General features: G+C 69.0%; 18 protein-coding genes. 9 read left to right on the plus strand and 9 right to left on the minus strand.

Going from position 1 to position 21,315, the window contains the following annotated elements; translation table 11 throughout:
- Window positions 1–216 precede the first annotated feature (216 nt).
- Window positions 217–945 (plus strand): DUF998 domain-containing protein, encoded by a 729-nt coding sequence (locus BQ8420_RS04035; RefSeq protein WP_087096479.1) that lies wholly within the window; start codon window positions 217–219, stop codon window positions 943–945.
- A gap of 10 nt (window positions 946–955) precedes the next feature.
- On the opposite strand, the gene BQ8420_RS04040 is transcribed toward BQ8420_RS04035, so the two are convergent.
- The 3 genes from BQ8420_RS04040 to coaA all read right to left on the minus strand — a co-directional run bounded on the left by BQ8420_RS04040 (window position 956) and on the right by coaA (window position 5,992).
- Window positions 956–2,620, minus strand: coding sequence for a hypothetical protein (locus BQ8420_RS04040; protein ID WP_235005908.1), 1,665 nt, complete (start codon window positions 2,618–2,620; stop codon window positions 956–958).
- Between the two features lie 131 nt (window positions 2,621–2,751).
- Complete coding sequence (locus tag BQ8420_RS04045; protein WP_087096440.1) at window positions 2,752–4,878, minus strand: AAA family ATPase; 2,127 nt, start codon at window positions 4,876–4,878, stop codon at window positions 2,752–2,754.
- 208 nt (window positions 4,879–5,086) lie between these two features.
- Window positions 5,087–5,992, minus strand: coding sequence for a type I pantothenate kinase (coaA, locus tag BQ8420_RS04050; RefSeq protein ID WP_235005913.1), 906 nt, complete (start codon window positions 5,990–5,992; stop codon window positions 5,087–5,089).
- A gap of 333 nt (window positions 5,993–6,325) precedes the next feature.
- Here coaA and glmS point away from each other — a divergent pair, with 333 nt between their 5' ends.
- Complete coding sequence (glmS, locus tag BQ8420_RS04055; RefSeq protein WP_087096442.1) at window positions 6,326–8,179, plus strand: glutamine--fructose-6-phosphate transaminase (isomerizing); 1,854 nt, start codon at window positions 6,326–6,328, stop codon at window positions 8,177–8,179.
- Between the two features lie 72 nt (window positions 8,180–8,251).
- Here the strand turns inward: glmS and BQ8420_RS04060 are convergent, their stop codons facing one another.
- Both BQ8420_RS04060 and BQ8420_RS04065 read right to left on the minus strand, forming a co-directional pair.
- Entirely contained in the window at window positions 8,252–8,611 is a 360-nt protein-coding gene (locus BQ8420_RS04060) for an STAS domain-containing protein (RefSeq protein ID WP_087096443.1), read from the minus strand.
- Between the two features lie 155 nt (window positions 8,612–8,766).
- Window positions 8,767–9,297, minus strand: coding sequence for an ATP-binding protein (locus tag BQ8420_RS04065; RefSeq protein ID WP_087096444.1), 531 nt, complete (start codon window positions 9,295–9,297; stop codon window positions 8,767–8,769).
- 287 nt (window positions 9,298–9,584) lie between these two features.
- On the opposite strand from BQ8420_RS04065, the gene BQ8420_RS04070 reads away from it, so the two are divergent.
- Complete coding sequence (locus tag BQ8420_RS04070; RefSeq protein ID WP_087096445.1) at window positions 9,585–10,511, plus strand: helix-turn-helix transcriptional regulator; 927 nt, start codon at window positions 9,585–9,587, stop codon at window positions 10,509–10,511.
- A 386-nt stretch (window positions 10,512–10,897) separates the two neighbouring features.
- Complete coding sequence (locus BQ8420_RS04075) at window positions 10,898–11,131, plus strand: DUF397 domain-containing protein (RefSeq protein WP_087096446.1); 234 nt, start codon at window positions 10,898–10,900, stop codon at window positions 11,129–11,131.
- A 293-nt stretch (window positions 11,132–11,424) separates the two neighbouring features.
- Here BQ8420_RS04075 and BQ8420_RS04080 read toward each other — a convergent pair whose 3' ends face one another.
- Window positions 11,425–12,786, minus strand: a complete 1,362-nt coding sequence (locus BQ8420_RS04080) for a KamA family radical SAM protein (RefSeq protein WP_087096447.1) — start codon at window positions 12,784–12,786, stop codon at window positions 11,425–11,427.
- 307 nt (window positions 12,787–13,093) lie between these two features.
- On the opposite strand from BQ8420_RS04080, the gene plsX reads away from it, so the two are divergent.
- The gene (gene plsX, locus BQ8420_RS04085) at window positions 13,094–14,167 is read left to right on the plus strand and encodes a phosphate acyltransferase PlsX (protein WP_087096448.1); all 1,074 of its coding nucleotides are present in this window, start codon (window positions 13,094–13,096) and stop codon (window positions 14,165–14,167) included.
- Window positions 14,168–14,213: 46 nt separating this feature from the next.
- On the opposite strand, the gene BQ8420_RS04090 is transcribed toward plsX, so the two are convergent.
- A complete protein-coding gene (locus BQ8420_RS04090) occupies window positions 14,214–14,654 on the minus strand; it encodes a protein-tyrosine phosphatase family protein (protein ID WP_087096449.1) in 441 nt (146 codons plus the stop codon).
- A gap of 110 nt (window positions 14,655–14,764) precedes the next feature.
- On the opposite strand from BQ8420_RS04090, the gene argS reads away from it, so the two are divergent.
- Together argS and BQ8420_RS04100 are read left to right on the plus strand one after the other, a co-directional pair.
- Entirely contained in the window at window positions 14,765–16,510 is a 1,746-nt protein-coding gene (gene argS / locus BQ8420_RS04095; protein WP_087096450.1) for an arginine--tRNA ligase, read from the plus strand.
- A gap of 287 nt (window positions 16,511–16,797) precedes the next feature.
- On the plus strand, window positions 16,798–17,400 hold the full coding sequence (locus tag BQ8420_RS04100; protein ID WP_087096451.1) for a YceI family protein: 603 nt from the start codon (window positions 16,798–16,800) through the stop codon (window positions 17,398–17,400).
- Window positions 17,401–17,472: 72 nt separating this feature from the next.
- On the opposite strand, the gene BQ8420_RS04105 is transcribed toward BQ8420_RS04100, so the two are convergent.
- Together BQ8420_RS04105 and BQ8420_RS04110 are read right to left on the minus strand one after the other, a co-directional pair.
- The gene (locus BQ8420_RS04105; protein ID WP_087096481.1) at window positions 17,473–18,378 is read right to left on the minus strand and encodes a ribokinase; all 906 of its coding nucleotides are present in this window, start codon (window positions 18,376–18,378) and stop codon (window positions 17,473–17,475) included.
- 8 nt (window positions 18,379–18,386) lie between these two features.
- A complete protein-coding gene (locus tag BQ8420_RS04110; protein WP_200815780.1) occupies window positions 18,387–19,211 on the minus strand; it encodes an exodeoxyribonuclease III in 825 nt (274 codons plus the stop codon).
- A 260-nt stretch (window positions 19,212–19,471) separates the two neighbouring features.
- Between BQ8420_RS04110 and BQ8420_RS04115 the strand changes: the two genes are divergently transcribed.
- Together BQ8420_RS04115 and BQ8420_RS04120 are read left to right on the plus strand one after the other, a co-directional pair.
- Window positions 19,472–20,704 (plus strand): winged helix-turn-helix domain-containing protein, encoded by a 1,233-nt coding sequence (locus BQ8420_RS04115; protein WP_087096452.1) that lies wholly within the window; start codon window positions 19,472–19,474, stop codon window positions 20,702–20,704.
- Between the two features lie 30 nt (window positions 20,705–20,734).
- Window positions 20,735–21,304, plus strand: a complete 570-nt coding sequence (locus tag BQ8420_RS04120) for a hypothetical protein (protein ID WP_235005910.1) — start codon at window positions 20,735–20,737, stop codon at window positions 21,302–21,304.
- Window positions 21,305–21,315: the final 11 nt, after the last annotated feature.

Consider the following 21,315-nt stretch of genomic DNA (forward strand, 5'->3'; position numbering starts at 1 on the left):
CCGTAGATCTCACCGGTCGCGGGAGCTTCGGCCCCGCCGATGTTCCCGTGCTCTTCCCGATCATGCCGCCCGAACACGCACCGGCGGATAACAGTGCCGCCGCGAGTTGGGTGACGTAAGGTCCCAGGACGACCAGTGTCCCTGCAGGAACGGAACGTGCGGACGCCAGGGCGCGTCCGAGAGACATAAGCGAGTCATCGGCGGATGGGGAACGCGATGCCCTACTCGAACACCGCAACCTTGCACTGGGACCACCGCGACGGTCGTGTCGCCGCGGTGGTGGCCGCCATCGTCTACAGCATGTGGGTACTGGAGGTCGTCTTCCCCGTCGGGTTGGGGGCCGACACCGGAGCGCTCGCCGACCCCGACTCCACCTTCGGTCGCATGTTGGACAGCGCCCACCGGACCGCCGCGATCCTGGTCGTACTCGCCGCGGGCCTCGGGCTGGCACTGGGCGCCGAGCGACCTCGCCGCCTGCTGACGGTGTCGTGGTGGTCGATGGTGGTGTTCGGCGTCGCGTCGCTGGTCTCGTCCTTGCTGCCCGGGCGGTGTGTGGTGTCCACCGACGCGGCGTGCGCGGTGGAGTCCGTGGTGGAGGGAGTGGGCGGCGTGAGCGTCGTCCAGCCGCCGCTGGCCGTGATCGCGACCCTCGCGGCACTGGTCGCCTCGGCCTCACTCGCCTGGGACCGTCGCGTGGCGGGTGAACGCACCTGGCCGGTGTTGGCGCTGATCACCGGTGCGCAGGCGGTGGCCGCCGTGGTCGTCCTGGTACTCGCCGCCGGGCTGTACCTCTCCTCCGGGGACGGTTCCCCGGGTGTCGCGCTGGGACTGGCCGAGCGGCTCCACCTGGTGACGGTCGCCCTGTGGCTGCTGGCCGTGGGTTTGGTCCCCGGCCATTGGAAGCGGCGTCGCGGCCCCGTCCGCACACCCGAGCGGCTGCGCTGACCTTCGGAGTTCACACCACCCGCCCGGTGCCCTCCTGCACCTCGGGGGCGTCGGGGGCGTCGGGGGCGTCCAGGCCGCTCTCACGGCCCACGACGAGCCCCAGCCACTCGGTGTAGGCCTCCAGCGCCGCCCGGGTGCCGGGGGCGTCGGTCCCCAGGTTCTCCACACACCGCCGGTACAGCTCACCCAACTCGGACAGGGCGGTGGACTCGTCCTCGTCCAGGGTGATGAGGAGCGCCCGAAACATGACGGTCAGCCCGTGAGTGGGGCCCAACGCCGCGCGGAACTCCTCGAACAGGCCGGTGAGCGCGCGCCGCTCGACCTCCTCCGAGAGGTCGTCCTCGGTGGCCAGCCGGAGCCGGACCAGCAGGGTGTTGGGGTGGGTCGGTCCCAGGATCCGTTCCCACTCAGCGCACAGGTCGCGGTAGACGTCGAGAGCGGCGGGGTCGCCCCGTCCCTCCAGTACGTGCGCCCGCGCGAACAGGGTCGTGTGGTGGCTCCGCCCGTATCGATGCCGTAGTCGCGGCAGCAACGTCTCGGCCTCGATGAGCGCCTCCTCCAGTTCGCCCGTGGTGACCATGGAGGCCGCCAGCAGGAACCACGCCTCCAGTACGTCCTTGTGGTCCTCCCCCAGCACCCGTCGCAGTTCGGGAAGGGTCTGCGCCAGTTCGGACCGGGTCAGGTCGGTCTCGCCCAACAGGAACAGCAGGCGCGCACGGCCGAACCGGGTCAGCAGGGTGATGCGGTGGTCCGACGGCAGGGAACCCGTCAGGTCCGGCAGGAGATCCTCGTAGTCCTGTTCGGCCCGCAGCAGGTCCCCGGCCTCGGCCCTGTGGTGGGCGAGCATCCGGCGGGTGTTGAGGACCTCCCGGTCGCCGGGCGACTTCGTCGTCAGTCGGGCGCGAAGCAGGTCGGCGCAGGCCCACGCGGCGCCGGCCGGGTCACCGGCCTCCGTGTGCAGCCGCACCGACTGGAGCAGGGCGGCGAGGGTCTCGGGGTGGGAGGGTCCTTGGACACGTTCGCGGGCAGCGACCTGATCGACGCAGACCCGCGCCGCCCCCGCCGGGTCGCCGGCGGCGGAGCGCCAGCGCACCAGTTCCGCGCGGCTCTCCAACACGTCGGCGTGGTTGGGCCCCAAAGCCCGGCGCTGCCGGTCGAGCAGGTCGGCGTAGGCGAGCGCGGCCTTCTCGGGCTGTCCGGTCTTCCCGGTCCACCAGGCCCGCCGTTCTCGGGCGGCGAGGGTGTCGGGGTCGTCCGCGCCACGGTCCTGTTCGAGCAGGTCCACGAGACGGCCGTAGCTGTCGGCGGCCAGGTCCACCAGGTCGGACTCTCCCCACAACCGGGCGATTTCGGCCTGAAGGGCGAGCATGTGCGGGTGCAGGGGGCCCACGCTCACGGACAGTTCCCCCCACAGTCCGCTGAGGTCGACGGCGGCCCCCACCGGGTCGTCCTGCCGCTCCAGGCACAGCGCCACGTGGACCCGAACGGACAGCGCGTCGGGGTGGTCGGCGCCCACCCGGACCACGAGTTCCCGGTGCAGTTCGCGCAGGTCATCGATGGTGCGTTCCGGTTCGTCGGTCCATGCCCGCTCCACCGCCCGCCGCAGCCGTCGGTCCAGCTCCGGGTCCCCCGTGCCCCCCGGCTTCCTGAGATCGTCGAGGACGACTCCCCTCATGACCGCTCCCCCTTCGCACGTGTCCTCGCCCCTGTCCGACGTGGGAAGTCGCCCCGAGGTTTCGCCCGATCCGGTCCTATCCGATCCGAAGGTGTTCCCGTGTCCGCGGCCGTCCTCGTTTCCCGCCCGACTCAGGTGAGTTCGAGCGGCAGGGGACGTGTGTGGACCACGTGCAGCGCACTCACCGCTCGGGTCAGGACCACGTACAGGCGGTTGGCTCCCCGCTCCTCGGCCTCGACGATGGCGGCGGGCTCGGCCACCACCACCGCGTCGAACTCCAGCCCCTTGGCCAGGCTCGCCGGGACCGCGATCAGACGTGCCTCGTCCAGACCGACCTCGCCCAACAGGGGCGCCTCCACCCCCTCGGCGGCCAGGGCCGTCCGCAGCTCCGCGAGTCGATGGTCGGCGGCGATCAGCCCCACCGAACCCTCGCCGTCGAGCGCGGCGCGGCAGGCCTCCGCTACGGCGGGGGCGAGGTCATCGACGGCCGGGGAGAGCCGCAGCGCGCCCGGTGATCGGCGTACCGCGGACGGTGCCCCCAGGCCGGGGGCGATGGTGGGCAGCAGCCGGGCCGCGAAGTCGATGATCTGCGCGGGCACCCGGTAGCCGCGGTCCAGCACGTGCAGGTGGCCGGTGGGTTTGCCCAGGTGTTCCAGGAGCGTCGACCAGTTTCGCGCCGCCGACGGGCTCGTGCCCTGCGCGATGTCACCGAGCACCGTGAGCGAACCGGAACCGCTGCGTCGCGCGATCGCCCGGCACTGCATCGGGCTCAGGTCCTGGGCCTCGTCCACGACGACGTGTCCCATCCCGGAGGGGCGTTCGATCAGCGCCACCGCCTCGTCTACCAGGGCCAGGTCCTCCTCCGACCACTGCGCCGACTTGGGTCCGCGCGGCTTGCCCGGCAGCGGCAGGAGGGCCTGTTCCTCGGCGGTGAGCAGCCCCTCTGCGGCTCGGGCCAACCGTTCGGGGTCGGTGAGCAGCCCCAGCACCATCTTCATCGGGTCGATCTTGGGCCACAGGGCGGTGACCGCCGAACGGATCGCCGGGTCGCGTCGCACCCGTGTGTGCGTGCGGTCGTCGCAGATCTGTCCCTCGGCCTCCATCTGCGTGAGGATCACGTGCGCCATCCGGTGTGCGAGCAGATCACGGCCCGACCCGTAGGCGACCCCTCGTCCGGCCAGCTCGGTGACGAGCGGGCGCACGTCCTCCGGGTACAGGCGCCACCGGCGTGAACCGCCGCGCACCATCACCGTCTCCTCCGGTTCGCGCAGGTTCGCCCACAGGTCGCGGCGGAGCACCTCCGCCATGACCGCCGAACCCTTGACCCGCGCGGCCTCCGGGGCCTCCACCCGGCGGATCCACCCCTGGGCGTGCCGGGCCCGCTCCGGCAGGTCCCGGGTGAGCAGGTCGACGACGGTGGTCTGGTGGACGTCCACCTCGCCGAGGGCGGGCAAGACGTCGCGGATGTAGGAAAGGAAGGACCGGTTGGGTCCGATGATCGCCACCCCGGTCCGGGACAGCCGTGCGCGTTCGGTGTAGAGCAGGTAGGCGATGCGGTGCAGGCCCACGACGGTCTTGCCGGTGCCGGGCGCCCCCTGCACGCACAGGGTGGTCTCCAGCGGCGCGCGCACCAGGTCGTCCTGCTCGGGCTGGATGGTGGCGACGATGTCGCGCATGGGTCCGGTACGCGACCGTTCGATCTCCGCGGTGAGGAGCTCGCCGGTGGGAGCGGGTGTGTCCGGGCCGGCCAGGAGGTCCTCGTCCTCGAAGGCGGTGAGGTGGGCCTGGGGTTCACCGTCGGCGTCGGGGAGGGTGGTGAAGCCGTAGCGGCGCCGGGATCGCACCAGCATCCGGTCGGTGGGCGAGGCCCGGTAGTAGGCGATGCTGATGGGCGCGCGCCAGTCCAGGACCATGGGGCGACTGTCGGTGTCGTACACGTGGCGTCGGCCGATACGGATCCGGTCGGGCTCGTCGGTGGCCCTGGGACCGAGTCCGCCCGCCTCGTCCTCCTCCAGGAAGACGGTGCCGGGTTCGAAGTCCAGACGACCGAAGTACAGGGGCGTGTCGGAGATGTCGACCAGTTCGGCGACGCGCCGTCGCCGGGCCAGGAACAGGGCCTCGTCGTTGTACTCGTCCTTGGAGTCGCCGCTCATGACGAGTTCGGCGCCACGCACCCCCTCGTACATCTTCCGGAGGGCGGCGCGGGCCGCGTCGAGGTGGCGGCGTTCGGAGTCGAGTTCGGGATCGGTCGCGGTCATGGGAGGACCTCTGGTCGGCGGGACAGGACGCGGCTTCGCGCGTGCGCGCGGTCCCGCCCCGGTCACCGTGAAGGCCCGGTTCGTTCCGATCCATTGAGCGCGCACAAACGACCCCGTGGGGTCGCGAGGCCGAACGGTCCAGCCTACCCGAGCGGGCACACCCTGCCGCTTTACACCGCCTCTGACCGCTTCTGACCGCTTTCGCCACTCAGGTCTTGCGCAGGCGGACCCGGGTGACACGGTGGTCCTCGCCCTTGAACAGCACGAGCGTGGCCCGGCCTCGCGTCGGCCGGATGTTCTCCAACAGGTTGACCTCGTTGACGGTGCGCCAGGTGTTGGCCGCGAACTCCAGGGCCTCGTCCTCCTCCGTGGAGGTGGCCATGTGGTGGAAGTAGGACCGCGGGTCGGAGAAGGCGGTCCGGCGCAGCTCCTGGAACCGATCCAGGTACCAGTTGCGGACGTTCTCCACCTTGGCGTCGACGTAGATGGAGTAGTCGAAGAAGTCGGCGACGGCCAGGTGCCCGGTGGTGGCCGGTTGTAGGACGTTGATGCCCTCCACGATGAGGATGTCGGGCCGGCGCACGGTCTGGCGTTCGCCCTGCACCACGTCGTAGTGCAGGTGGGAGTACACCGGAATGTCGAGACGATCCGCGCCGGCCTTCATCTCCGACACGAATCTCACCAGGGCACGCCGGTCGTAGCTCTCCGGGAACCCTTTGCGCCGCATGAGTCCGCGGGATTGCAGAACGGCGTTGGGGTGGAGGAAGTTGTCGGTGCTGACCAGTTCGACATCGGGGTGGTTGGGCCACTGGGCGAGCAGGGAGCGCAGGAGTCGCGCGGTGGTGGACTTGCCCACGGCGACGCTTCCGGCCACCCCGATGATGAACGGGGCCGGGCGATCGGACTCGCCGAGGAACGCGCGCACGGCGGCGTGTCGCTGTTGGGTGGCCCCGACGTACAGGTTCAGCAACCTGGACAGGGGCAGGTAGATGTCGCTCACCTCTTCCAGGGAGGTGGGGTCGTTGGTCCCGCGAAGCTCGTTGAGGTCGGCTTCGGTCAGGGACAGGGGTGTGGAGGCGCGGAGTGCGGCCCAGGCCGGGCGGTCCAGCTCCACGTACGGTGAGGAGAAGCCGTTCTTCGTCGCGTGAGACACGGTTGATCACCCTAGAGCAGCCACTCCGCCATTCCGGGCAGCCGGCCCCCTCATTGGCCGACCTGGTGCGCGATCGTTCCCGAAACCACACGTTCGCCTCGCCGACTTCGAAGGTTTTTTGTCCGGATTCGGACGGGGTGGAACCGGTTCCACTCGTGGACCAGACCAGCACCCCCACCTGCGCGACCCACCCCGCGTACACCAAATGGTCTATACCGCTACCTGCGAAAACGGCAAGTGGTATGGGTCGATGGTTGGTCGGAACAGCGCACTCTTTCGCTTACGCTGACGGCCATGTGCGGAATCGTTGGCTACGTCGGGCCGCAACCGGCGCTTGAGGTCGTTGTGAATGGCCTCGCAAGGTTGGAGTACCGCGGATATGACTCCGCGGGTGTCGCGGTGCTGGGCGAGGGCGCCCTGAACACGGACAAGCGGGCCGGCAAGCTCGCCAACCTGCGTCAAGCCCTTGAAGAGCGCCCCATCTCCGGCGACGGCGCCGGTATCGGGCACACCCGTTGGGCCACCCATGGTGCCCCCAACGACGTGAACGCCCACCCCCATGTCGACAACGACAACCGGGTCGCGATCGTCCACAACGGCATCATCGAGAACTTCGCCGCCCTCCGGCTGGAGCTGGAGGAGCAGGGCTGCAAGTTCCTGTCCGAGACCGACACCGAGGTCGTCTCCCACCTGCTCAGCACCACGCTGGCGAGCCGGGGCGACGGTGACCTGGCCGGTGCCATGCGCGATGTCTGCAAGCGCCTGGATGGTGCCTTCACCCTGGTCGCGGTCTCCACCGACGACCCCGACCTGGTCGTCGCCGCCCGCCGCAACTCCCCGCTGGTCGTCGGCCGGGGCGAGGGTGAGAACTTCCTGGCCAGCGACGTGGCGGCGTTCATCGCCCACACCCGCGAGGCCGTGGAACTGGGTCAGGACCAGGTCGTGGAGCTGCGCGCCGACTCCGTGCTCGTCACCGACTACGACGGCGAGCCCGTGGACGTCAACGAGTACCACGTGGACTGGGACGCCTCCGCGGCCGAAAAGGACGGCTACGACTACTTCATGCTCAAGGAGATCGTCGAGCAGCCGCGCGCTGTGGCCGACACCCTCCTGGGCCGGGTGACCGTCGACGGCCAGCTCACCCTGGACGAGATGCGTCTGAGCCCCGCCGACCTGCGCGGCGTCGAGAAGATCGTCATCATCGCCTGCGGCACCTCCTACCACGCGGGCCTGATCGCCAAGTACGCGGTCGAGCACTGGTGCCGGATCCCCTGCGAGGTGGAGGTCGCCAGCGAGTTCCGCTACCGCGACCCGATCCTGGACCAGCAGACCCTGGTCATCGCCATCTCCCAGTCCGGCGAGAGCATGGACACCCTGATGGCGGTCCGTTACGCCCGCGAGCAGCGCGCCAAGGTCCTGGCGATCTGCAACGTCAACGGGTCCACCATCCCGCGCGAGTCCGACGGTGTGCTGTACACGCACGCCGGCCCGGAGGTCGGGGTGGCCGCCACCAAGACGTTCCTCACCCAGCTGGCGGCCTGCTACCTGGTCGGCCTCTACCTGGCGCAGGTCCGCGGGATGAAGTTCGGCGACGAGATCAACGCCGTCATCGCCCAGCTGGCCACCATGCCCGAGCAGATCGAGAAGGTCCTGGACACGGTCCAGCCGGTCCGTGAGCTGGCCCATTCCCTGGCCGACGCGGACACGGTGCTGTTCCTGGGGCGCCACGTGGGCTACCCCGTGGCGATGGAGGGTGCGCTCAAGCTCAAGGAGCTGGCGTACATGCACGCCGAGGCGTTCGCCGCCGGTGAGCTCAAGCACGGCCCGATCGCGCTGATCGAGGACGGTCTGCCGGTCGTGGTCGTGGTCCCCTCGCCCAAGGGGCGCAGCGTGCTGCACGACAAGATCGTGTCGAACATCCAGGAGGTGCGCGCCCGTGGCGCCCGCACCATCGTGATCGCCGAGGAGGGCGACGAGTCGGTCCGGCCGTACTCGGACGTGCTCATCGAGATCCCGGCGGTGCCGACCCTGCTGCAACCGATCGTCGCCACGATCCCGATGCAGGTGTTCGCCTGCGAGCTGGCCCTGGCCAAGGGCAACGACGTCGACCAGCCGCGTAACCTCGCCAAGAGTGTGACCGTGGAGTAGGGACGTCTCTCGCGGGGCGGGTCGAACGGGGGTACCCGGGTGGCCCGCCCCGTTCGTCCTCTTCGGTGCTTCTCAGTGAGCGGCCCAGGCGGCGTGTGTGGCGCGGGCCGCCACCGTGTCCTGGTGGGTCGGCAGCACGGCGCGCAGTTCGAGTACGTCGAGGATCCGGTGGAGCTGCCGGGGAGCGCTCGCGATCAGTAGGTGCCGCTGTCGTCCGGAGGCCAGTCGAGCCGCTCCGATGAGGGCGTTGACCCCGGAGGCGTCGATGAAACCGACTCCGGACAGGTCGACGACCGCGCAGGACTCCAGGACGGCGGAGCTCAGCCGGAAGTAGGCGTCCTCGGCTGTGGCGATGTCGATCTCGCCGTCCAGGCGCACAATGATCGTGCCATCACAAGAGAAGTGCTCACGGTCGGGGTCCAGTACGGCCACGCCTCACTCCCACGCTTCGGGGTTTGTGGGGTTGTTCGTCTACCGCTGCCGGTCGAATACCGACATGCGTTGACAGCCTACTCGCCCCGAGGAGTCGTATCCGCTCTCCCCGATCGGGTGTGCGTCTCGGGTATATCCAAGGACGCCATTCGAGGTCAGAAGGGGTCTGGCCCGCACTCCGCCCAGACGACTTTTCCGTGTCCGGCGATGGGATTCCATCCCCATTCTCGGGCGAAAGCGGCGACGAGGCCGAGGCCACGACCGGATTCGGCGAATTGGTGCGCGGAGACCCGCATCGGTCCCCGTGCCTCGGGGTCGGCGACCATGCAGACCACCGCGTCGACGGAGGGCAGCGGTCGGAGCTGGAGGAGTACCCGGGTGTCCTCGGGGTCCCGCCCGGCGACGGCGTGTCGACAGGAGTTGCCGACGAGTTCGGAGACGATGAGGCAGAGGTTCTCGGTGACCTCGACCATCCCCCACTCGTTCAGGCATTTGACGGCGAATCGTCGTGCCGCGCCGACCGAGGTCGGCACCGCGGCGTAGGCGTGCGCGGCCATGCCGAGCCCCAGGGTGCCCTGTCCGATCCCCAGGCCGCCGAGCCCGACGTCCCACCGACCCCGCGGTAGCGCCGGGTGGCCCCAGGATGCCCTGGCCTGCAACTCCGAGGGCATCAGATCTGCGTTCATCACTGTCCTCACGGGTGATGGCGGTTCGCGAGTCCGTTTCCGCAGTGCCCTCTATGTCGCTTACAGACGTAAGACACAGATGCACGTGCAGATCAACGTTTGGCAACCCTATAGGAAGCTTCGGCCCCATTGGTAGGGGGCATCACGAAGAATTCACCTTCATCGTCATCGATTCGTAGAACGGGACCTTCGTCCACCGCCGAATCCTCATCGAGGTCTGTCGAGGCGAGAACAGCATCGGTATACTTGGCGGTCGTTCGCGCCAATACCACTCCTAGGGAGGCGAAGTGGTAGCCGACCCCGTCGAGAACCACCAGGCCACACAGGATTTTCTGGCCAATTCCAGTGGTGGGCCCACAGTGCTGCGCATTCTGTTGGGCACCCAGCTCAGACGGCTGCGCCAGGAGAAGGACATTTCCCGGCACGACGCCGGATACGCCATCCGCGCGTCCCACGCCAAGATCAGCCGAATGGAGCTCGGTCAGGTCAGTTTCAAACGTCGCGACGTCGACGACCTGCTGAAACTCTACGGAGTGGACGAACGTGAGCAGCGCGAGGCCCTCCTGGGCCTGATCTCCAGCGCCAACGCCCAGGGGTGGTGGCACAAGTACGGTGACGTGCTGCCCCATTGGTTCGGTGTGTACGTGGGCCTGGAGGAGGCCGCGTCGGTGATCCGTACCTTCGAGGTGCAGTTCGTCCCCGGGCTGCTACAGACCGAGGGATACGCCCGCTCCGTCATTCGGCTCTCCCGCACCGCCACCTCCGACGACGACGTGAACAGTCGTGTGAGGATGCGCATGCATCGGCAGCGTCGCTTGTCCGACGGCCCCGACGCGGAGATCCCCGCCCCGCGGCTGTGGGCGGTGATCGACGAGGCGGTCCTGCACCGGCCCTACGGCGACGCGAAGGTGATGCGCGAGCAGATCGAGCACCTCATCGAGATGGCGCGGCGGCCCAGCGTCACCATCCAGATCGCCACGTTCGACATGGGCGGTCACCCCGCGGCGGGCGGCCCGTTCAGCATCATGCGGTTCCCCACGCCGCAGTTGCCCGACGTGGTGTACCTGGAGCAGTTGAACAGCGCGCTGTATTTCGACAAGTACGACGACACGAGCGTCTACGCCCAGACCATGGACCACCTCGCCACCCAGGCCCCGCTGCCGGGGGAGACCGAGGGCATCCTCAGAAGGTTCCTGGAGCGCTACAGCGACTGACCACCACCTTCCCCTTCCCATCCCCCCGCCTCCCCACCGCCCCGGCCGCTTTGCGCCCGGGGCTTCGTTCTTGCCCGAAGTGTCCTACTTCGGCCACGAGTGAAGAACGATCCGGGAACGGCGAACCATCGGCGCCTCCCGCGCGTTAGTCCTGACATGCGGTTCTGCCAACACGGTTTTCTGCGGACACTCATGAGTGCTTGCCGATGCAATCACGTATGCACGTGCATGCACTACGCTTTGGCCTCGCAAGGGGACATCAGGACCACCCCCGTGGCGCGGCCGACCCGACCGGCGGGACCGTGGCGGCCAGACCCGATGAGCGCGGCGCGCTGGAGCCGTCTGTGGACCACCCCGCGAGTCCCCGAAGTTCCAGGAGGTTGAGGATGTATCCGATCTACAACGGCGTTCCCGCGGACCTGCTGCGGGTCGATTGGACCAAGAGCAGCTGGAGCAACCCCAATGGGAACTGTGTAGAGGTCGCCACCCTCCCCGACGGTGACATCGCCGTGCGGAACTCTCGGGATCCCGAGGGACCCGCCCTCGTCTACACCCCCGCGGAGATCGAGGCCTTCGTCCGTGGCGCCAAGACCGGCGAATTCGACGCCCTCCTGAGCTGACCCCTCGACCCCCACCCCGGGCACCCACTACCCCCCAGGAAAAGACCAGCCCGGGAACGTGTGCACGTCGAGGTCCGCGCGGTCCACTCCCGTGCCGCGCGGGCCACCATCCGTCCACGGCGTACACACGAGCGGAGCCCGGCACCAATCCAGGTGCCGGGCTCCGTGCATGGGAACACCGTTTCGTTTCGCTACGCGGCCGGCGGTAAGGGACCACCGGCCGCTTCGGTCCCGCCCGCCCTAAGGGGTGGGCCGACGGGACCTCGCGAACCTCCCGCGTCGGACGCTTCGCGTCAGATGCGGGTGGGGTCGACCAGGCCGTTGGCGCCGACCGGGGCCTGTTCCCACGGAAGGTGGGTGGCGCCCAGGGCGGGCTTGAGGTCGAACAGCCAGGCCGCCTTCTCGTCGTACTGGGCGAAGAACGGCTTGCCGACCAGCTCCGGGTCGCGCGCCTGGATGAAGTGGAGGACGAAGACCTTCTCTCCCGCGATCTCCATCACCCCGTCCACGCACACCTTGCCCGGGGTCGCCGACATCGACGGCCCCCGAACGGTCCGGGCCAGGCCCGAGACCTTCTGGTAGGCACCGCGGAAGATGTCGTAGGCCTCGGCCAACGGCACCGCGAAGTAGTCCTGCGGGCCGGTGTCACGCTCCACGAACATGTAGTACGGCACCATGCCGTGCCGCACGTGCGTCCGCCACATGCTCTCCCAGGTGGCGGAGTCGGCGTTGATCGTGCGGATCAGCGGCGCCTGCGTGCGGATGACGGCGCCGGTCTCGCGGATGCGACGCACGGCCTCCTGCACGAGCGGCGGACGCATCTCGTTCGGGTGCGAGAAGTGCGCCATGAACGCGAGGTTCTTGCCCGAGGCGACGACCTTCTCGAACAGACGCAGCGTGTCTTCGGCGTCCGGGTCGGTGGTGAAGCGCTGCGGCCAGTAGGCCAGAGCCTTCGTGCCGATACGGATGGCTTCGAGGTGCTCGATCTCCAGCAGCGGCTCGATGTAGCGGGAGATGACCCCCTCGCCCATGATCATCGGGTCGCCACCGGTGAACAGGACGCTGGTGACCTCGGGGTGCGAACGCACGTACTCGACCATCTGGTCGATCTCACCGGACGCGAACTTCAGGTCGGCGTCGCCGACGAACTGCGCCCAGCGGAAGCAGTAGGTGCAGTACGCGTGGCACGTCTGCCCCTGCTTCGGGAAGAAGAGCACCGTCTCCTTGTACTTGTGCTGGATGCCCGGGATGGGCTCCTCGTCGCCCGTGGTGGGCACGTTGAGGTCCATCTGGCCGGCGGGGTGCGGGTTGAGCTTGGCACGGACCTGGTTGGCGGCCTCGTTGAGCTCCTTGCGCCCCGCACCCGCGGTCAGCAGGTCGGCGATCCGGGCGACGTCCGCGGGCGGGAGCATGTCCGACTGAGGGAAGACCAGTCGGTAGATCGGATCGTCTGGAGCGGCATCCCAGTCGATGAGCTCGTCGACGACGTAGCTGTTGACGCGGAACGGCAGCACGTGTGCCACCGCCTTGACCGCGAGCTGCTCGTCGGTCGAGAGACCGGCTCGTGCCGTGAACTCGTCGAGGTGTTTCGTCGTGTAGGCACGAAACCGACGTCCGGCGGACGGGGACTGTGCCGCGTCAGGCGTAACGCTCACGCCTCTCCTCTCCTGCGGTAGATAGGGCGCCAAGAAGGCAGCCCTGAGCCGGTGGCTCCGGTATTACGGGTACCGGTGGACCACCTGGGGACGAAAATTCGGTTGTCTCCCGTGCACGGAGCGTGCCGAGCAGGGGAGTCGGCGAGCGGGCATACCCCCGCAGGGGGATTTGTACCCACCCCACGCAAAATCCAGCCCTGACCTGGACATACCGGAAGTATCCTCGCATGAGTGTACGAAAGCGCCCGACACAGGCGTGACAAGGGTGACGCGGTACCATCCCCGGACTGTGAGGAAACAACCGACGATGAGTGGCACACCCGACGCGCAATCCCCCGTTCCGCGCACGTCACCGCCGATCATCGCGGTGGACGCCATGGGTGGCGACAACGCACCCCGGGAGATCGTGCGCGGAGCGGTGATGGCCGTACGCGAACTCGGCCTCCGCGTACTGCTGGTGGGCCGACGCACCGAGATCGCGGCGATGCTCGCCGAGGAGGGCGCCCTGCGCGACATCCCGGTGGTGCACGCGGAGGACAGCATCGCGATGGACGAGGGCGCTCTGGCGAGCTGGCGGCGCCCCCGCTCCAGCGCCGCCGTCGCCTGCCGCCTCATCCGGCGAGGCGACGCCGACGCCCTGGTCTCCGCCGGCTCGACCGGAGGGATCGTGGCCACCTCCACCGTCCGGCTCCGCACGCGAACGGGGGTCCTGCGCCCCGCGCTGGCGGTGACCCTTCCCACCCTGCCCACTCCCACGATCCTGGTGGACGCCGGCGCCAACGCCGACGCCAAGCCGGAGATGCTCGTGCAGTTCGCGCACCTGGGTTGCGCGTACGCGCAGACGGCGTTCGGCATCGAGCGCCCACGGGTGGGTGTGCTGACCATCGGTTCGGAGCCCGGGAAGGGCAACAAGCTGATCCGCCGCACGGTGGAGTTGCTGGCCGAGGTGCCGGAGGTGGACTTCCAGGGCAATGTCGAGGGCGACGACCTGCTCGCCGGGAAGGTGGACGTGGTGGTCACCGATGGGCACACCGGCAACGTGGCGCTCAAGACCGTCGAGGGGACCGCGGGGTTCGCCCTCAACGCCATGAAGGAGGCGATCTCCTCCTCCACCATGGCCAAGGCCGGTGCCGTGTTGCAACGAAGCGCCCTGCGCCGGTTGCGCGAGCGCTTCGACAGCGAGACCTACGGAGGCGCCGCCCTGCTCGGTCTGAACGGCACGGTGGTGATCGCCCACGGCGACAGCCACCACGTGGGGGTCGCCCACGCCTGTCGGCTCGCGAACGACCTGGCGGGCGGCCGCATAGGGGAACGGATCAGCCGCCGGGTGCACCACCGTTCACCGATCTGGCTCCACCGTCGCTCCCCGGACGAACGCTGATCGGACGAACGCTGATCGGACCTCCACTGCCAGGTCGGTCCTACCCTCACGCCTCGAAGCAGCGGACGTACTCCTCCTGTTCGGTGGTCTCCACCGCGAACGTCGAGTAGTGCTCTCGTACATAGCCCACCGCGTCCTTCGCGGGGACACCGTCCAGGGCCGTGAGGCAGGCCAGGGCCGTTCCCGTCCGTCCCCGTCCGCCGAGACAGGCCAGCTCCACCCGCTGCTCCCTCGAAAGCTCCAGCGCCTCCCTCAACCGTTCCAGGGTGTCCGTGTCGTCCGCGGGCAGCCCGAAGTCCTCCCAGTGCACCCACCGGGCCATCCATGGGACGCTGGGCGGTTCGTGGTCGAGCAGGTACACCGCGAACTCGGGGCGGGGACCGGCGGGCAGGGGCAGGGCGAGTCCACGGCCGCGCACCAAGCGTCCGGAGGGCAGGCGCATGACCCCGGGCGAGGCCGGATCCCACAGTTGGTTCCTGTCTCTCATGCCGTCGAGCCTAGACATCGGCACGGGCGCGGCACAGCCCCCGAAAGTCCTGGATGTGGCCTGCGCCATATCAGTAGGGACGGGTGTGGCCGGTCGGTAGGCTTAGGGTCATGGCCGACCCGCAGGAAGTACTCTCGCGACGGGTCCAGTCCGCCCTCGGCGCCGCCTTCGGTCCCGAGTTCGCCGACACCGACCCCGTCATCCGCCCGTCCCAGTTCGCTGACTATCAGGCGAACGCCGCGCTCGCGCTCGCCAAGCGCCTGGGCCGAAAGCCCCGCGAGGTCTCCGCGGCGATCATGGAACACCTGGACGTGTCCGACGTCTGCCGTGACGTCGAGGTCAGTGGCCCGGGCTTCATCAACCTCACGCTTCGCGAGGACTGGATCGCCGACCAGGCGCGTCGACTCCTCGACGACGACCGTGTCGGTGTCCCCTTGCAGGAGCGGAAGAACATCCCGCTCGACTACTCCGCGCCCAACGTGGCCAAGGAGATGCACGTCGGGCACCTGCGCACCACGGTCGTGGGCGACTCCCTGGCCCGCACCCTGGAGTTCCTGGGCCACAACGTCGTCCGGCAGAACCACATCGGTGACTGGGGCACCCCCTTCGGCATGCTCATCGAGCACCTGCTGGAGGTCGGGGAGGACTCCCCCGAGGCCGACCTGATCACCACCGACCCCAACGCCTTCTACCAGGCGGCCCGCACCAAGTTCGACTCCTCCGGCGAGGACCACGGCGACTTCGCCGCGCGCGCCCGCCGGCGGGTGGTCGCCCTCCAAAGCGGCGACGAGGACACCCTGCGGTTGTGGCGCAAGCTGGTCGGCCTTTCCAAGGTCTACTTCAACAAGGTGTACGCCCGTCTCGGTGTGACCCTCACCGACGAGGACCTGGCCGGGGAGAGCAGCTACAACGACATGCTCGCCGACGTGTGCGCCGAGCTGGAGACCAAGGGCATCGCCGAGATCAGCGACGGCGCCCTGTGCGTGTTCCTGGACGGCTTCACCGGCCGCGAGGAAAAGCCGGTGCCGCTGATCATCCGCAAGAGCGACGGCGGCTACGGCTACGGCACCACGGACCTGGCGACCGTCCGGTACCGGGTGGACGACCTCAAGGCCGACCGCATCCTGTACGTGGTGGGCGCCCCGCAGGCCATGCACTTCAAGATGGTGTGGTCCACCGCCCGTAAGGCCGGGTGGCTGCCGGAGGACGTGGAGACCACGCACGTGCAGATCGGCAACGTGCTGGGGTCGGACGGCAAGATCCTGCGGAGCCGAAGCGGCGCTCCCGTCCGACTGATGCAGCTGCTGGAGGAGGCGGTCGACCGGGCCGCGGCCGTGGTCGCCGAGACCCGCCCCGACCTGGACGAGGAGAGCCGGGCCGAGATCGCCCGCAAGGTCGGCATCGGCGCGGTGAAGTACGCGGACCTCTCCGTCGCACACGACACCGAGTACGTGTTCGACTTCGACCGGATGCTGGCGCTGACCGGCAACACCGGCCCGTACCTGCAGTACGCGCAGGCCCGGATCCGTTCCATCTTCCGTAAGGGCCAGGTGGACCCGGCCGGGGTGGAGGGTCGGATCACCGTGTCCGAAGGCGCCGAGCGCGACCTCGCTCTGAAGCTGCTGGGCTTCGGCGCGGCGGTGGAGCAGGTGGGCGATCTCTTGCAGCCGCACCGCCTGTCCTCGTACCTGTTCGAGCTGGCGCAGACGCTCACGGCGTTCTACGAGCACTGCCCGGTGCTGAGCGCCGAGACCGATGCCGAGCGCGAGTCGCGGCTGGCGCTGGTCGCGGTGGCGCTGCGAGTACTGGTGCGGGGCCTGGACCTGCTCGGTGTGGAGTCGCCCGAGTACATGTAGGCGCGGGTACGCGAAGGGCCGGGGCGGACGCCCCGGCCCTTTCGTGTGTCGGGCGGAGGCCATGGCCGAGGCCCTGTTCCGCGATGGCCGGAACCGGACGGAAGCCCGCCTATGAGAACCTCTCAGAAGGTGTGTCGGCGCTGGTCACGACCGCTTTGAGGACTTCCCGGGCAGGGCGAGTCGAATATCTCGTAGCAGGTCGGACCGGAACTCCACGTTGCGGTGGGCCATCACACCTAAGGTGTGTGGACAAAAGTCTCATACCAGACAAACGGGAGATAACGCCGATGACATCCGCTGCGGCCTTCGGCCCCGGTCCGGGCACCTGGTACCTGGACCCGGTCCACTCCAGCCTGATCTTCGTCGCCCACTACCTGCGCTTCGGTCGGGTTCAGGGCACCCTCGGCGACGCGCACGGCCAGGTCCACGTGACCGACAACCCCACCCTCTCCTCCGTCCAGGTGGAGATCGCCACGGCCAGCGTCAACACCGGTGTGAACGCCCGGGACGAGCACCTGCGCTCCGCCGACTTCCTGGAGGTCTCGAACTACCCGAAGCTGCGCTTCACCTCGACCGCCCTGGAGCCGAGCCGCCGGCAGAACTCCTTCCGGATCCACGGCGACCTGGAGCTGCACGGCCGCGCGCGCCCCGTCACCCTGGCGGCGGAATGGGTCGGCGAGTCCCCCGACTACATCTCACCGGACGACACCTACGGACACTTCTTCTCCGCCACCACCCAGCTGCGCCTGTCCGAGTTCGGCGTGGGAGACGGTGGCCCGCTCCCCTGGGGCGGCCGACTGGTCGGCGACCTGGTCGACATCGTGTTGGAGGTCCGCGTCCAGAACCAGGACCCCGCCCCCTTCCTCAAGCAGATCGGGCACACGCCCTGAACCGTCCGGGTGCCGTACCCACCCGGAACCGTCAGGGCGAGCGCCCGACAGAGTGACCCTCGCGTCCTCGGCTCAGCCCTTGAGCAGGGCCTGGACCTCTTCCCGCGAGGCCATCGAGGCACTGGCTCCGTGCCGTCCCACGGAGATCGCCGCCGCGGCGGCGGCGAACTCCATCGCCTCCCGCGGGGAACGCCCTTCGGCCCGGGCGACCGCGAAGGACCCGCAGAAGGTGTCACCGGCGGCGGTGGTGTCCACCGCCTTCACCCGCCGCGCCGGAACCGCCACCGGCTCCTCACCGCGACGCCCGTACAGCGAACCCGCCGAACCCAGGGTCAACAGCACCTCCGGAACACGCTCCAGCAGCGCGGCCAATGCCGCCGCCGGTTCGTCGTGCCCGGTGATCGCCGCCGCCTCGTGCTGGTTGGGCACCAGCACGTCCACGTCGGCCAGCAGCTCGTCGGGGAGCTCTCGCGCGGGTGCGGGGGTCAGGTAGACCGGCACACCCGTCTCACGGCCCCACCGCGCCCCGGCCAGCACGGCCTCCATGGGCAACTCCAGCTGAAGCAGCAGCGCGTCGACGCCCTTCAGCAATCCGCGATCGGACACGGGCACCCCGGTGACCTCACCGTTGGCGCCGGGCACCACGATGATGCGGTTGCCGCCGTCCCCCTCCACCACGATGTGCGCGATGCCGGAGAGCCCGGGCACGGTGCGCAGCCCGGTGACGTCGATCCCGTCCGCCTCCAGGTTGGTGCGCAGTTCCCGCCCGAAGGTGTCGTCGCCGACCGCGCCGAGGAAGGCCACCCGGGCGCCGGCCCGTGCGGCGGCCACGGCCTGGTTGGCTCCCTTGCCGCCGGGAACCTGTCGGAAGTCGGTCCCGGTGACGGTCTCGCCACCGCCCGGCATCTGTCCCACGTAGGCGACCAGGTCCATGTTGACGCTGCCGAAGACCGCCAGGCGCGGTGCGCTGGAACTCACGTCGTTGCTCACTTCTTCTCCCGGTCGACCGGCCGACTTTCGGCCCCGTCCAGCGCCACGATGACGGGTGCGTGATCCGAGGCGCCCTTGCCCTTGCGTTCCTCGCGGTCGATGCTCGCGCCGGTCACCCGGGGCTTGAGCGCCGGCGAGGCGAGTACGAAGTCGATGCGCATGCCCCTGCGCTTGGGGAACGCCAGCCCCTTGTAGTCCCAGTAGGTGTACACGCCCGGGCCCGGCGTGTACTGGCGCACGACTTCCTCGAAACCGGCCTCGACCAGCCCGGTGAAGGCGGCGCGCTCGGGTTCGGTGACGTGGGTGTGCCCCTCGAAGGCGGCCATGTCCCACACGTCGTCGTCCTGGGGAACGATGTTGAAGTCGCCCACGTAGGCGATCTGCGCCTGGGGGTCCTCGGCCAGGCGGGCGGCGCCGGCCTGGCGCAGGGCTTCCAGCCAACGCAGCTTGTAGTCGTAGTGGGGGTGGTCGATCTCGCGCCCGTTGGGCACGTACAGGCTCCACACCTGGACACCGTCGCAGGTGGCCGCGATGGCGCGGGCCTCTCGTTCCTCGGGGTCGCCGTAGCCGGGCTGGCCGGGGAACCCGATCTCGACGTCGTCGAGCCCCACCCGCGAGGCGATCGCGACTCCGTTCCACTGGGAGAGGCCGTGGTGAGCGACCTCGTAACCGCGGTCGGTGAAGACCGACGCCGGGAACTGGTCGTCACGGGCCTTGGTCTCCTGGATGGCCACGACGTCGATGTCGCTGCGGTCCAACCAGTCACCGATCCGTTCGGCCCTGGCACGGGCACTGTTCACATTCCATGTCGCGATACGCACAGCAGAAGGCTAGATGATCCCGCCGACGTCCCGGCCCCGGGCCAGGCCTGTGACATGAGGAAACCCCGGTGCGGCCGTCCTCCGCACCGGGGTCGTGCGACTCCCGGCACATGCTCGGTTGTTTTCCGTCGCGTCTCGTTGGACGGCCGAACCCCCCTTACGGTTCGCATTGTGCGCAAGGTTTTTTGACGATCGATCGAAAGGCCCCGTTGACCTGCGAAAACCTCCGACTGTCGGTGTCGGAGGTTAGGTTGGGGCGCATGGTCGAACCGCACCCCCGCCGCGACGCCGAGTTCTCCCCGGCCCAAGCCCGTCGGATCGCCCTGGCCGCCCAGGGCTTCGCCGACCCACGCCCCAAGGGCGAACCCACTCTCGCGCACCTGGCACGGGTACTGCGCCGGATCGGGATCCTGCAGATCGACAGCGTGAACGTGCTCGCCCGCAGCCAGTACCTGCCGGTCTTCGCCCGGTTGGGCGCCTACGATCCGGCCCTGTTGGACCGGGCGACCACCACCGCCGTCGGGTCGAGCCCGGCTCGGCTGGTCGAGTGCTGGGCGCACGAGGCCAGTCTGGTGCCACCCGACACCCACCGGCTCATGCGGCACAGGATGGAACGCAACCGCGCCCAGGAACGTGTCGGTTGGTTGAACGGCATCCGCGAGGAGAAGCCGCATCTGGTCAAGGCCGTGCACGAGGAGGTGGCCCGGATCGGTCCGGCCACCGCCCGCGAGATCGAGGGTGCGCTCGCCCAGGACGCACCCCGCGCCAAGGAGCACTGGGGCTGGAACTGGTCCGAGGTCAAGAAGTGTCTGGAGTATCTGTTCTGGATCGGCGACCTCACCACCAACGGCCGTAACGTCCAGTTCGAACGCCGCTACGACCTGCCCGAACGGGTGCTGCCCGCCGAGGTGCACGGGCTCGCCCACCCCACCTCGGAGGAGGCCCACCGGGAGCTGGTGGCCATCGCCGCCCGTGCGCACGGCATCGCCACCGAACCCGACCTACGCGACTACTTCCGACTCAAGGGCTCCCAGACCCGCGTCGCCATCGCCGACCTGGTGGACGCCGGTGCACTGATCCCGGTGTCCGTGCGCGGCCGGAACCGCCCCGCCTATCTGCACCAGGACGCCCGCATCCCCCGCAAGGTCGAGGCGCGTGCCCTGCTGAGCCCGTTCGACTCATTGGTGTGGACGCGCGACCGGGCCGAGGAGCTGTTCGGTTTCCGCTATCGCCTGGAGATCTACGTGCCGGCCGCCAAGCGCGTACACGGCTACTACGTGCTGCCGTTCCTGCTGGGGGAAGACTTGGTCGCCCGGGTCGACCTCAAGGCCGACCGCGCGTCGGGAACCCTGCTGGCCCGGCGGATCACCCTGGAGGAAGACGCCCCCGCCGACACCATGCCGGCGTTGGTGGAGCAGCTGACGGAGATGGCCGCGTGGCTCGGCCTGGAGAACGGCGTCGGCGGCGAAGGGCTCAAGGCACCGATGCGGTGACCGTCGGTTATCTCTGGCAAAATCCCCCGCATGCCTGAAACCCCCGTAATCACTACGAAAACGGCGCTTCTGACCGGAGCCGCACTCCTGCTCATGGTCACCGGATGTACTCAAGACGACAGGGAGTACCTCAAGGTCCCGGCCGGCAGCGACCTCGCCTGGTACGTACCGGAAGAGATACCGGGGTGGTACAGCGACAGTGAGTACTGGGACGACAGCGCCTCCTACAGTGGCGACGAATGCGATCTTCGTCTCGCCTACACGGAAGAACAGGCCGACGCACCTCGATACAACGCCCCAGAGGAGAGCGCCCGGAATTGGATCGGACTCACGGCGATGCAGCTCGGCTCAGATCTGCCCGCGGCCACCGTCACCACGCTCGACCCGGTCGAGGTCACCACGGACACGGGCGAGCTCGTCGAGTTCACCACCGTGGAAACCTTCGATGAGGAGGCCGACATCGGAGCCCGGGTCGGTGTCCACTGGAACGGTTCCGACGAGCTGCGCTTCTTGTACCAATGCGCCACATCCGGCTCTTGGAGCAATGAGGAAGGGGACATGTCCGACCTATTGGACGAGATGCGGGTGATGCTCCCCTGACCTTGGGGCGC

The sequence above is a fragment of the Nocardiopsis sp. JB363 genome (assembly GCF_900143625.1).
In the GTDB taxonomy this organism is placed as follows: domain Bacteria; phylum Actinomycetota; class Actinomycetes; order Streptosporangiales; family Streptosporangiaceae; genus Nocardiopsis.

What these genes read in the sequence shown, in the direction of transcription:
- BQ8420_RS04035 (WP_087096479.1), top strand. Translation starts at nt 217, where the DNA reads ATGCCCTACTCGAACACCGCAACCTTGCACTGGGACCACCGCGACGGT.
- BQ8420_RS04040 (WP_235005908.1), bottom strand. Translation starts at nt 2,620, where the DNA reads ATGAGGGGAGTCGTCCTCGACGATCTCAGGAAGCCGGGGGGCACGGGG.
- BQ8420_RS04045 (WP_087096440.1), bottom strand. Translation starts at nt 4,878, where the DNA reads ATGACCGCGACCGATCCCGAACTCGACTCCGAACGCCGCCACCTCGAC.
- glmS (WP_087096442.1), top strand. Translation starts at nt 6,326, where the DNA reads ATGTGCGGAATCGTTGGCTACGTCGGGCCGCAACCGGCGCTTGAGGTC.
- BQ8420_RS04065 (WP_087096444.1), bottom strand. Translation starts at nt 9,297, where the DNA reads ATGAACGCAGATCTGATGCCCTCGGAGTTGCAGGCCAGGGCATCCTGG.
- BQ8420_RS04075 (WP_087096446.1), top strand. Translation starts at nt 10,898, where the DNA reads ATGTATCCGATCTACAACGGCGTTCCCGCGGACCTGCTGCGGGTCGAT.
- plsX (WP_087096448.1), top strand. Translation starts at nt 13,094, where the DNA reads ATGAGTGGCACACCCGACGCGCAATCCCCCGTTCCGCGCACGTCACCG.
- BQ8420_RS04090 (WP_087096449.1), bottom strand. Translation starts at nt 14,654, where the DNA reads ATGAGAGACAGGAACCAACTGTGGGATCCGGCCTCGCCCGGGGTCATG.
- argS (WP_087096450.1), top strand. Translation starts at nt 14,765, where the DNA reads ATGGCCGACCCGCAGGAAGTACTCTCGCGACGGGTCCAGTCCGCCCTC.
- BQ8420_RS04100 (WP_087096451.1), top strand. Translation starts at nt 16,798, where the DNA reads ATGACATCCGCTGCGGCCTTCGGCCCCGGTCCGGGCACCTGGTACCTG.
- BQ8420_RS04115 (WP_087096452.1), top strand. Translation starts at nt 19,472, where the DNA reads ATGGTCGAACCGCACCCCCGCCGCGACGCCGAGTTCTCCCCGGCCCAA.
- BQ8420_RS04120 (WP_235005910.1), top strand. Translation starts at nt 20,735, where the DNA reads ATGCCTGAAACCCCCGTAATCACTACGAAAACGGCGCTTCTGACCGGA.